Genomic DNA, 11,495 nt, shown 5'->3' on the forward strand with positions numbered 1-11,495 from the left:
TCGACACCCACGAGCATCAACGAGCGGTCTTGCAGATGACGTGAGACATGCCTTGCAGATGTCCTGAACCAGCACACTGTCACCCCGACTCTCAGAAGATCGACACAGAAGACCCCCGAACCTCTGGTTCGGGGGTCTTCTGTGTCGAGCGACGGAACAGGCCGGCCGTCAGGTGGCGATGAGTCGCGACGACATGTCGTCGAGCGTCCACTCCTCGATTTCGTCCAGGTGCGTGGCCGCATGCGACTGGGCAGCGGCCACGTCACGCTCTGCCATGGCATCGAGGATCTTCAGATGGCGGGCAGTCGAACCCGCGATGCGATTCGCCCCTGTCGCGCCGAGAACTCGAAGCCAGTACACGAACGGTTCGACCGATGATCGCGATGCGATCAGACGCGAGTTGCCGGTGAACTCGATGATCTCCCGGTGAAGCCGGGTGTCGCTCTCGAAGAACGGCTCGAAATCACCGGCTTCCGCTGCCTCGAGAGCCGCGACCGCCTGGGCCCGCAGATCGGCGATCTGCGCCGTTGACATCTTCTGCGCCGCGATTCCCGTCGCCAGCCACTCAAGGCCTTTGCGGAGCTGGCAGACCTCATGGACGTCCTGGCGCGTCGGGCGGACCACGAAGCTGCCCGACCGGGGCCGAGTCTCGACGAGTCGCTCATGCTCGAGTTTGATCAGGGCGTCACGGATCGGCGTCTTGGAGACACCGAACTCAGCGGCGATGGCTCCAGAGTCGATCCGCGAGCCCGGAGCCATGACGCCCGTCGTGATGCGGTGTCGCAAGACGTCGTGCAACTGGTCGGCGATCGACGCAGCCAGCACCGGCCGGCCTGCGACGCCCAGATCGTTCGACATCACGCTCCTCACTCAGTGCATCAGATGTCATCGATCAGATTAGCCGTGACCATCGCCGCGCGGATGCGTTCCTTGTCTTCCGCGGTGGCCGGTGCGAAGGGACGACGCGGCAAGCCTCCCCGGCGGCCTTGCAGCTCAAGGGCCGCCTTGATCTGCGCCGGGAGGTTCGGCCTGTCGATGGCGCGCCACACCGTGAGGATCCGCTCATGAAGCTCGAGAGCCGTCGCGTGGTCGCCCGACCGAACAGCTTCCCACAGCTCCACACTCAGGCGCGGCGTCACCGTCGGGATGGCGGCCAGGGCCCCGTGGGCGCCCATGACGAAGGCCGGGTAGTGCAGATCGTCCAAAGCGGCGAGGATGGTGAACCGGTCCCGCACCCGGTGCAGCAGATCGGCGAGCAGGTGGATGTCGCCACCTGACTGCTTGACGGAGATGACCTGGGGCACCTCGGCGAGCGCTTCGATCGTCTCGATCGACAAGAGCGCCCACGGGACCACGTTGTAGAGGATGATGGGAAGGTCAGTCGCTTCTCCGATCTCCCGGTAGTGCGCGACGTTCTCCTCCTTCGAGGGCGCGAAGACGTAGTGGACCGGAGTCACCTGGAGAACATCCACGCCCGCTTCCTTGAGAGCGAGGGAGTACCGCTTCGCCTGCGCCGTGGAATTCTGGATGACCCCGCCGATCACGGGGACACGACCTGCCACTTCATCCACGACGACTTCGCAGATGGCGACGCTCTCTTCGAGGGACAGCGTCTGCCCCTCTCCGGTACTGCCACAAGCACAGATCGCGGTGACACCCTGCTCCAGGAGGTACTTCACCTCCGCCCTGAGCAACTCGAGGTCGACCTGGTCATCGGCGTCGAACGGCGTCACGACCGTCGAGATCATTCCGCCGAGTTCAACGTGCTTCATAGAGCCCTCCGTGCCACTGTTGCCCGCATCACAACGAGCATGTAATGTCTGATGCATCAGATATTAGCACGTCGTTGATCGACCGCGAAGTGTCGCGACGTTCCAAGGAGCACTATGTCCCAGCAAGCAGTAGAGAGCGCGAAGAAGACCCCGTTGAGGCGGGTGGTGACCGCCAGCGCTCTCGGCACGACCGTCGAGTACTACGATTTCACGTTGTACGCGACGACGGCGGCGCTCGTCTTCGACCGCATCTTCTTTCCCGACGCCTCACCCCTGGTCGGCACTCTCGCCGCGTTCGCAACGTACTTTGTGGGCTACCTCGCCCGCCCCCTCGGCGGCCTGATCTTCGGTCACTACGGTGACAAGCTCGGCCGCAAGAACGTTTTGATCATCACGATGCTGATGATGGGGATCGGCACCTTCGCGATCGGCCTGCTGCCCTCCTACGACCAGATCGGCATCTGGGCACCGCTGCTCCTCGTCCTCATCCGGGTGATCCAAGGGTTGGGCATGGGCGGCGAGTACGGGGGCGGCGTACTCATGGCCCTCGAATACAGCCCTCGCGAACGGCAGGGCCTGTTCACCTCGATCGTCCACGTGGGCACCCCGGCAGGCGTGCTGCTTCCCGTGGCGTTGATCGCCGCGCTCGACCTGGTACTCCCGGCAGACGCCTACGAGAATTGGGCCTGGCGCATCCCGTTCCTCCTCAGCATCCTGCTCATCGGCGTCGGCGTGTACATCCGTCTGCGCGTGACGGAGAGCCCCGAGTTCGTCAAGATGCGCGCTGACCGAGAGGTGCAGAGTCTGCCGGTCCGCGAGGTCGTCACCCGGCAGTCCGCGACGGTTCTTCTCTCGGTGCTCGCGAAGCTCGCCGAGAGCGGCCTCTTCAACATCTACTATGTCGTCGCCATCACCTACGTGACGGTCGAGCTCGACCTGCCTCGCGGCCCGGTCCTCACCGCGGTGCTCATCGCCTGCTTCATCGAGTGCTTCACTCTCCCGCTCTTCGGGCATCTCTCCGACCGCATCGGACGGCGCAAGGTCTACGCGGGCGGTGCCATCTTCCAACTCGTCCTCGCCATCCCGTTCTTCCTGCTGATGCAGACCGGGAACTTCTGGGCGTACACGCTCGGGATGGCGCTCGGGTTGGGCGTCGGTCACGCGGCGATGTACGGAGCCCAGGGAGCACTGTTCGCCAACCTCTACCCGGTGAACGTCCGCTACACGGGGCTCTCGCTCACGCAGCAGGTGGGTGCGACACTCGGTGGCGGCCTTTCGCCGATGATCGGCACCAGCTTGCTGGCCGCCGGTCACGGTAGCTGGCACCTGCTTCCCATCTACTGCTTCACGGTGGCGATCGTCTCGGCCCTCGCCGCCTCCCGGCTCCGATCGGGCGAGGCGCAGTACTCCTCGCGGACCGTGGTCGAGGAGGTTCGGAACTCATGAGCTCACTGTTCCTCACTGACGACGGGGTGGACCTCGCGCTACGGGGCTTCGCTCGCGTTCATCCGCAGGTGTCACTTCACGCGGATCCGACGTACGCGACGACGAACGACCGCCATCCCAACCGTCGCGTCGGCCTCGTCTCTGGCGGCGGTTCCGGCCACGAACCACTCCACGTGGGCATGGTCGGACGAGGGTTGCTCGACGCAGCAGTTCCCGGCCGGATCTTCGCCTCTCCTCACAATCGCCAGGTTCTCGAAGCAAGCCGTCGCGTTGCCGGACCCGAGGGTGTCCTCCACATCGTGAAGAACTACACGGGCGACCGCATCAACTTCGGCATCGCGGCGGAACGGTTGCGGGACGAAGGGATCGCCGTCCAGCGAGTCCTCGTCGACGACGACATCGCCACCGAGAACGCCCAGACAGCGACCGGCCGGCGAGGCACCGCCGGCACCGTCATCGTCGAGAAGGTCCTCGGCGCGGCGGCCGACGAAGGCCATGGCCTCGACGATCTCGTCGAGGTCGGTGCCGACGTGGCCAGGCGGTCACGCAGCGTCGCGGTGGCGCGCCGCGCACAGACGACGCTCAGCGGCGGGCCCGCCTTCACGCTGGCCGATGACGAGCTCGAGTACGGGGTGGGCATTCATGGTGAGCGCGCCGCCGAGACCATCCCTCGCCCCCCGCTCGATGTCCTCGTCGGACGCATGCTCGACGACCTTCTCCAGCGCCACGAGGAGCAGCGCGGCGTTGTCCTCCTCGTCAATGGCCTCGGTGCCACCACGCAGCTGGAACTACTGACGATCGCCGAGCTGGCCGCGGAGCACCTCGGGTCGCGCCGCGTCCGGCTCCTGGATGTTCTCGTGGGGACCTTCGTCCCCGCGCTCGACATGAGCGGATTCTCCCTGACCACGAGCGCAATGACGTCAGACCAGTTGCACTACTGGCGAGCCGAGGCCGACGCCCCCGGCTGGCCGAGGAGGCCACGATGACCCACGCGATCCAGCGAGCCACGGCAGCCGCCCTCGGCGCACACGTCATCTTGACCGAGTACGACCAGCTCAGCGGCGACGGGGACTTCGGCGACAATCTGTGTGAGGGATTGCAGCGCGCGGTCCGGCAGATCGACGCGCGACCTCACGAGGATCCCTTCGCGGTGACCGCACAGGTGTTCCTCGACGAGGTCGGCGGAACGAGCGGGCCGCTACTGGGTCTGCTGTTCAACGAGCTGGCCAAGGCACGCGCATCGGGCGATCCCCGCTGGCTGTCCACGGGCCTCGAAGCCGGTGCGGCGGCGATCCAGCGTGTCGGCGAAGCCCAACGCGGCGACCGCACCCTGCTGGATGCCCTCGTTCCCGCAGCTGAGGCGGCGAAGGCGGATATCGCACCGAGCGCCGTCGCGGATGTGGCGCTACGTGCCGCCTTGGATACTGCCGCATTCACCGCGCGGCGCGGCCGGTCGAGTTACGTCGGCGCGAGGGCCCTCGGCGTGCCGGACCCCGGAGCCGTGGGCATCGCGATCCTGCTCTGGTCGATCGCGCATGAGGACATCGCGCCGGAGGCGGCCGGGGCCGCCGTGACGGCACTGCTTCCCCGCCCCGCGTCGCCGCTGCGTTGAGCGCCCTCGCCTGTGCCGGGGTGAAGTAGGGGTGAAAACCGGGACGAAGATGCCGATTAATGGCACCGTCAGGGTTCGATGACGGGTTGACGGTGCGGCCGTTCGGTGCCGTCACGTTCCGCGGCCCTTCCTCGGCTCTGACCAGCTCCCAGGCGGTGCCCGCAAGCCGCGCCGTGATGCCGTCGGCGTCGGCGGTGGCGGCGCTCGGGTGGTGGTGCTGGTGGTTCGGGGACGCGAGGTGTCCGACGATCAGCAGCGTGCCGCCCGGCGCGACCCAGCGGCTGATCCGCTCGTAGAAGTCGAGCTGCGGAATCTGGGGATGCGCGTAGTGCGTCGTCACCAGATCGAAGGTCTGCGCTGGTTCCCAGGTGGTGAGGTCGGCTTCGACCCGGCGGACAGCGGGAATCTCGGCGCCGGAGACCTCCCCCGCCGCGGCGCGCGCGAGCGCCACGGCGGAGATGTCCACCGCTGTGACGCGCCAGCCCTGCGCGGCGAGCCACAGCGCTTCGGTGCCTTCACCGCTGCCTGCGTCGAGGGCCGTGCCCGGTGAACGCTCTGCGGCTGCGGTGATCAGCGCGGGATGTGGCGGCACCCGGTGGTCGCCTCGTCGTTCCGCGTCCCGCCAGTGTTCTTGCCAGTACGTCGCATCGAACTCACCCATCCGCCTAGCATCCCGACGTGTCTGCCGAACCGCACATCATCTTGCTGCATCAGCAACTTTTTCCTGTGCGCTTCCGCGCGCTCCCTCGCGCGCGCGAGTCGTCATGAGAGCTGTGCCACACTGCTGCCATGGAGGAGCCGGAGTCCCCGCGACGTGTCAAGAAGGTCGTGATCCGGCGGGTCGCACCCCAGACGAAGACCCCGGAATCCGCGCCGGCGGACGAGCGCCGTCCCGTCGCCACGATCCCGCGGGTTCGTCGGCCTCGCCGCCGACCGCGTGACACCGAGCCCACGCCACCCGCAGCTCCCCAGCGCACGCTCGCTGATCGCGCCGCCACCGCCGGGCGCAAGGCATCGGCCGGCGCTCGCCTAGTCGCGGAACTCACGGTCGCCGAACTGCGCCACCTGCACTGGCCGCAGTGGGAGAGCTGGCTGGCAGCCACCGTGGTCGGCGCCGGTGCCGGCGTGCTCATGGCGGCACTCGGTGCCGTCGCCACGGCGATCGTCGCCGCGGTCCGAGGGGTGTCGGGAGGAGCCGGGGCCGCGGGCTTCGCAGCGGTCGCCCTCCTCTCAGTGTTGGTGGTGAGCGCGGCCGCCTTCTGCCTGCGCCGACTCGGTTCCCCCCGCGCCTGGACGGTGGCTTCACTCGGCGCCGTCGTCGTGACGGTGCTGGTCCTCGCACTCTTCCTCCGCCCGGCGGCGACCGCGTGGGCGTTTCTCATTCTTCCGGCGCTGGGAGCGCTCGCCTTCCTCGCCGCCGACCGTGTTCTCGACCTCGCCGAACGCCAAGGAGACGACGCATGACCGCTCCCGTCCTCTGGTCACCACCGCTTGACGGATCGAGCCGGATGGAGGACTTCATGCGGTGGCTGGCGGAGGAATCCGCGGCCGATGTCACGGACTACGACAGCCTCTGGCAGTGGTCTGTGGACGAGCCGGACGCCTTCTGGTCGGCACTCTGGCGCTACTTCGACGTGCCCTCGGACGGCGACCCGACCCTCGCCCTCGCCCACGACGCCATGCCCGGGGCGGTCTGGTTCCCGCACGTGCGCGTCAATTACGCGGAGACGATGCTGCGCCTGCCCGGCCGCGCAGACGACGACATCGTCGTGTTCGGCCGATCCCAGAGCCGCGAGGACGTGGCACTGACGGCCGCCGAGCTCCGCGACCAGGTAGCCCGAGCGCGAGCGGGGCTCGTGCGCGCCGGCGTGAGCGAGGGCGACCGCGTGGCCGCCTACGCACCGAACGTGCCCGAGACGCTGATCCTGATGCTGGCGAGCGCGAGCCTCGGAGCGGTCTTCACCTCGTGCGCACCCGAGTTCGGCACGCAGAGCGTGGTCGACCGGTGGCAGCAGATCGAGCCGACCCTCCTCCTCGTCGTCGACGGTTACCGCTACGGCACCAAGCCGATCGACCGTCACAGCGAGGTCGAGGCGATCCGCGCCGCCCTACCGAGCGTCCGCACGACCGTCTGGCTGCCCTACCTCGACGCGGACGCCTCCGCGCCCGACGGCGCTGTGACGTGGGCCGACTTCACCGCAAAGTCCGCTCAGCTCGAGTTCAGCCGGCTCCCCTTCGCAGCCCCGCTGTACATCCTGTTCTCATCGGGCACCACCGGCCTGCCCAAGCCGATCGTCCACGGCCACGGCGGCATCACGATCGAGCACCTCAAAGCACTCGCGCTGCACTGCGACCTCGGTCCCGGCGACCGGTTCTTCTGGTTCTCCACCACCGGCTGGATGATGTGGAACTTCCTCGTCTCGGGTCTCGCCACGGGCTCGGCGATCGTCATGGTCGACGGCGATCCGGCAAGTCCGGACCTCGGCGCGCTGTGGCGCATGGCCGGCGAGCTGGGCGTGACCTACTTCGGTACCAGCGCGCCGTTCCTGCTGCAGTGCCGCAAGGCGGACATCCATCCGCGGCAGCTCGCGGACCTCTCGGCGCTACGCGCCATCGGCTCCACCGGCGCTCCGTTACCGGCCGAGGGATTCTGGTGGGCCGCCGAGGAGTTCGGGCCGGCCGTGCAGATGTGTTCGGTCTCGGGCGGCACGGACGTGTGCGCCGCATTCGTGGGGTCGGCGCCGATCGTCCCGGTGTACGCAGGCGAGATCTCGTGCCGGTGCCTCGGCTGTGCGGTCGATTCCGTCGACCCCGAGGGCCGCCCGGTGCGCGACCAGCTCGGCGAGCTCGTCGTCACCCGCCCGATGCCGTCGATGCCCGTCGGCTTCTGGGGGGACCCCGACGGCAGCCGTTACCGGGCCGCCTACTTCGAGGACATCCCCGGAATGTGGCGCCACGGCGACTGGATCCGCATCACCGACTACGGCAGCTGCGTCATCACCGGACGCAGCGACGCGACGCTCAACCGTGGCGGAGTCCGGCTGGGCACCTCGGAGTTCTACAGCGTCGTGGAGTCACTGCCGGAGGTCGCCGACAGCCTCGTCGTGCACCTCGAGGACGATGAGGGCGGGGCGGGGCGGCTCCTGCTGTTCGTCGCGACCGCGGACGGCGCCGAGCTCGACGACGACCTCTGCCAGCGCATCCGCGGCGAGCTGCGGTCGCGGCTGTCGCCGCGGCACGTGCCCGACGAGATCCACCAGGTCCGCGGCGCTCCGCGGACGCTGTCGGGCAAGAAGCTCGAGGTGCCCGTCAAGAAGATCCTGCGCGGCACGCCGATCGACGACGCCGCCGCACGCGGAGCCCTCCAGAACCCCGAGGTCCTCGAGGACTACACCGCGTACGGCAGTTGACACCCTCCTTGGGGTGGCAACTCGCTCACACGAGCAGTTCGGCGATCTGGATCGTGTTGAGCGCGGCACCCTTGCGGAGGTTGTCGCCGCTCACGAACAGCACGAGGCCACGGTCGCCCTCGACCGAGCGGTCCTGACGGATGCGGCCCACGAGGCTCTCGTTGCCTCCGGCGGCCGCCAGAGGCGTCGGGACGTCGGTGAGCGTCACGCCGGGCGCCGCAGCGAGCAACTCCGTGGCCCGCGCCGCCGTCAGGTCGCGCGCGAACTCGGCGTGGATCGACAGCGAGTGGCCGGTGAACACCGGAACCCGCACGCAGGTGCCCGCGACGCGCAGGTCGGGGATGCCGAGGATCTTGCGGCTCTCGTTGCGGAGCTTCTGCTCCTCGTCGGTCTCGTTGGAACCGTCATCGACCACTGAACCGGCCATGGGAAGCACGTTGAACGCGATCGGCGCGACGTACTTGTTCGGCTCGGGGAAGCTCACGGCCTGACCGTCGTGCGTCAGCGCGTCGGCCTTGTCGACGACCGCCTTGGCCTGCTCGTGCAGTTCTTCGACGCCGGCGAGACCAGAACCGGAGACCGCCTGGTAGGAGCTCACGACGAGACGGACGAGATCGGCCTCCTCATGCAACGGCTTGAGCACCGGCATCGCGGCCATGGTGGTGCAGTTCGGATTGGCGATGATGCCACGACCGGCGGGTCCGTCACCGACGGGGATGTCGTGCGGATTGACCTCGCTGACGACGAGCGGAATGGCCGGGTCCTTGCGCCATGCGGACGAGTTGTCGATGACGGTGACGCCGGCCTCGGCGAATCGCGGCGCTTGGACGCGGCTCATCGTCGCACCGGCGGAGAACAGGGCGATGTCGAGACCGCTCGGGTCGGCGATCTCCGCGTCCTCGACGACGATGTCCTCGCCCTTCCACGGCAGCGTGGTGCCGGCGGAACGGCTCGACGCGAAGAAGCGCACCGAATCAGCCGGGAAGTCGCGCTCCTCCAGCAGCTTGCGCATGACGGTGCCGACCTGTCCGGTCGCACCGACCACACCCAGTGAGAGAGTCATCGTCCGGTCCCTCCGTACACGACGGCCTCGACCTCATCGGTGCCCAGTCCGAAGGCCTCGTGCGCCGCGCGGACGGCGGCATCGACGTGGCTCTCCGCCACGGTCACCGAGATGCGGATCTCCGAGGTCGAGATCATCTGGATGTTGACGCCGGCCGCGGCCAGCGCCTCGAAGAACGTCGCGGTGATCCCCGGCTGCGAGCGCATGCCGGCGCCGATGATCGACACCTTGCCGACGCCGTCGTCGTACTGCAGGCGCTCGAAGCCCACCTGGTCCTTGAGCCGCGCCAGCGCCGTCATGGCGGTCTGGCCGTCGGCGCGCGGGAGCGTGAAGGAGATGTCGGTCAGCGCCGTGGCGGCCGCCGACACGTTCTGCACGATCATGTCGATGTTGATCTGGGCGTCGCCGAGCGCGCGCAGGATCGCCGCGGCCTCGCCGACCCGGTCGGGGACACCGACGACGGTGATCTTGGCTTCGCTGCGGTCGTGGGCGACGCCGGAGATGATGGCTTGCTCCATGGCGGTGTCACCTTCCGTGGATTCGTTGTCGAGGTAGCGCGCGACCTGGTCGGCGGCCACGACCCACGTGCCCTGCTTCTCGGAGAACGAGGAGCGCACGTGAATGGGCATGTCGTTGCGGCGTGCGTACTCGACGCATCGCAGGTGGAGGATCTTCGCGCCGTTGGCCGCCATCTCCAGCGTCTCCTCGTACGAGAGCGCGGGGATGCGACTCGCCCGGGGCTCGATGCGCGGGTCCGCGGTGAAGATGCCGTCGACGTCGGTGTAGATCTCGCAGACGTCGGCCTTGAGCGCGGCGGCGAGCGCGACGGCCGTGGTGTCCGAGCCACCGCGGCCGAGGGTCGTGATGTCCTTGGTGGTCTGCGAGACGCCCTGGAAACCGGCCACGATGACGATCGCGCCCTCGGTGAGCGCGTCCTGCAGACGGCCGGGCGTGACGTCGATGATCTTGGCGCGGCCGTGCGCGTCGTCGGTGATGACGCCGGCCTGGGAGCCGGTGAACGATCGCGCCTCCTGGCCGAGGTTGCCGATCGCCATGGCCAGCAGCGCCATCGAGATGCGCTCACCTGCGGTGAGGAGCATGTCGAGCTCACGGCCCGGAGGGAGCGGGGAGACCTCGTTGGCGAGATCGATCAGCTCGTCGGTGGTGTCACCCATCGCGGAGACGACCACGACGACGTCGTGACCGGCCTTCTTGGTCGCCACGATGCGTTGGGCGACTCGCTTGATGCTCGTGGCGTCAGCCACGGACGAGCCGCCGTACTTCTGCACGACAATGCCCATGGAGGGTTCCTGATTCTAGTGAGGACGGGAACATGAACGCCACGCTGCGCCATCGCTTAGTCTACGCACTCATCCCTCGACGTCCGCTCCCCTCCCGCGAGATGGGCGCCGACGGCGCGTCGGGCTGCGCGCGGATTACCAGGTTACGTAGGTTCTTTGTCACTCCACCCGGCGAATTCACCCGGTGACGTGAGGGAAAAACTACGTAACCTGGTAATCCGCGCCGCTCACTGACCGACGGACGTGCGGTGCTCGAAGGCGCGGCCGAGGGTGACCTCGTCGGCGTACTCGAGGTCGCCGCCGACGGGCAGGCCGCTGGCGAGTTTGGTGACGCGGATGCCGAGCGGCATCAGCATGCGCATAAGGTAGGTGGCGGTCGCCTCGCCCTCGAGGTTCGGGTCGGTCGCGATGATGACCTCGGTGACGGTGCCGTCCTGGAGCCGGCCGAGCAGTTCCTTGATGCGCAACTGATCGGGACCGATGCCGGCGAGAGGGCTGATCGCCCCGCCGAGCACGTGATAGCGACCGCGGAACTCCCGCGTGCGCTCGATCGCGATGACGTCCTTGCTCTCCTCGACCACGCACAGCACGGCAGGGTCACGCCGCGGATCGGCGCAGATGCGGCATTCTGTCTCGACCGTCACGTTGCCGCACACGACGCAGAAGTGGACCTTGGTCTTGGCGTCGACGAGGGTGGCGGCCAGACGCTTGACGTCCTCGGGGTCGGCGTCGAGCAGATGGAACGCGATGCGCTGAGCGCTCTTCGGACCGATGCCCGGAAGCTGGCCGAGCTCCTCGATGAGGTCCTGGATCACGCTCTCGTACACCTGTCCAGCCTAGTCGGTCGGCTCCAGCACACACCGCAACGCGCGGGGTCCTGCGGCACGCGGC

At 68.1% G+C, this 11,495-nt stretch carries 10 protein-coding genes and 1 pseudogene; 5 read left to right on the forward strand and 6 right to left on the reverse strand.

Features of this window, described 5'->3' with window-relative positions; translation table 11 throughout:
- Window positions 1–168: 168 nt before the first annotated feature.
- Window positions 169–858, reverse strand: coding sequence for a GntR family transcriptional regulator (locus EHW97_RS04095; protein ID WP_124235901.1), 690 nt, complete (start codon window positions 856–858; stop codon window positions 169–171).
- Between the two features lie 20 nt (window positions 859–878).
- Complete coding sequence (locus EHW97_RS04100) at window positions 879–1,772, reverse strand: dihydrodipicolinate synthase family protein (RefSeq protein ID WP_124235902.1); 894 nt, start codon at window positions 1,770–1,772, stop codon at window positions 879–881.
- A gap of 114 nt (window positions 1,773–1,886) precedes the next feature.
- Here EHW97_RS04100 and EHW97_RS04105 point away from each other — a divergent pair, with 114 nt between their 5' ends.
- From EHW97_RS04105 to EHW97_RS15685, 3 genes are read left to right on the forward strand one after another with little or no spacing between them, the layout of a single operon-like run.
- Complete coding sequence (locus EHW97_RS04105; RefSeq protein ID WP_124235903.1) at window positions 1,887–3,218, forward strand: MFS transporter; 1,332 nt, start codon at window positions 1,887–1,889, stop codon at window positions 3,216–3,218.
- Window positions 3,215–4,204 carry a dihydroxyacetone kinase subunit DhaK gene (locus EHW97_RS04110; RefSeq protein WP_124235904.1) on the forward strand — a complete coding sequence of 330 codons (990 nt, stop codon included), beginning with the start codon at window positions 3,215–3,217 and terminating at the stop codon, window positions 4,202–4,204. Before EHW97_RS04105 ends, EHW97_RS04110 begins: the two co-directional genes overlap by 4 nt.
- The gene (locus tag EHW97_RS15685) at window positions 4,201–4,830 is read left to right on the forward strand and encodes a DAK2 domain-containing protein (RefSeq protein ID WP_124235905.1); all 630 of its coding nucleotides are present in this window, start codon (window positions 4,201–4,203) and stop codon (window positions 4,828–4,830) included. The genes EHW97_RS04110 and EHW97_RS15685 overlap by 4 nt, the downstream gene beginning before the upstream one ends.
- A 286-nt stretch (window positions 4,831–5,116) precedes the next feature.
- On the opposite strand, the pseudogene EHW97_RS15690 reads toward EHW97_RS15685, so the two are convergent.
- Window positions 5,117–5,491: pseudogene (locus tag EHW97_RS15690) on the reverse strand (class I SAM-dependent methyltransferase); the annotation flags it as partial.
- A 128-nt stretch (window positions 5,492–5,619) separates the two neighbouring features.
- Here EHW97_RS15690 and EHW97_RS04125 point away from each other — a divergent pair.
- Both EHW97_RS04125 and EHW97_RS04130 read left to right on the forward strand, forming a co-directional pair.
- Complete coding sequence (locus tag EHW97_RS04125; RefSeq protein WP_124235906.1) at window positions 5,620–6,294, forward strand: hypothetical protein; 675 nt, start codon at window positions 5,620–5,622, stop codon at window positions 6,292–6,294.
- Complete coding sequence (locus EHW97_RS04130) at window positions 6,291–8,240, forward strand: acetoacetate--CoA ligase (RefSeq protein WP_124235907.1); 1,950 nt, start codon at window positions 6,291–6,293, stop codon at window positions 8,238–8,240. Before EHW97_RS04125 ends, EHW97_RS04130 begins: the two co-directional genes overlap by 4 nt.
- Window positions 8,241–8,265: 25 nt before the next feature.
- Here the strand turns inward: EHW97_RS04130 and EHW97_RS04135 are convergent, their stop codons facing one another.
- From EHW97_RS04135 to recR, 3 genes are all read right to left on the reverse strand, one after another.
- Entirely contained in the window at window positions 8,266–9,303 is a 1,038-nt protein-coding gene (locus tag EHW97_RS04135; protein WP_124235908.1) for an aspartate-semialdehyde dehydrogenase, read from the reverse strand.
- Window positions 9,300–10,604 (reverse strand): aspartate kinase, encoded by a 1,305-nt coding sequence (locus EHW97_RS04140; protein WP_124235909.1) that lies wholly within the window; start codon window positions 10,602–10,604, stop codon window positions 9,300–9,302. The genes EHW97_RS04135 and EHW97_RS04140 overlap by 4 nt, the downstream gene beginning before the upstream one ends.
- 227 nt (window positions 10,605–10,831) lie before the next feature.
- Window positions 10,832–11,431 carry a recombination mediator RecR gene (gene recR / locus EHW97_RS04145; RefSeq protein ID WP_124235910.1) on the reverse strand — a complete coding sequence of 200 codons (600 nt, stop codon included), beginning with the start codon at window positions 11,429–11,431 and terminating at the stop codon, window positions 10,832–10,834.
- Window positions 11,432–11,495 lie beyond the last annotated feature (64 nt).

The sequence above is a fragment of the Aeromicrobium camelliae genome (assembly GCF_003850045.1).
GTDB classification, from domain to species: Bacteria; Actinomycetota; Actinomycetes; order Propionibacteriales; family Nocardioidaceae; genus Aeromicrobium; species Aeromicrobium camelliae.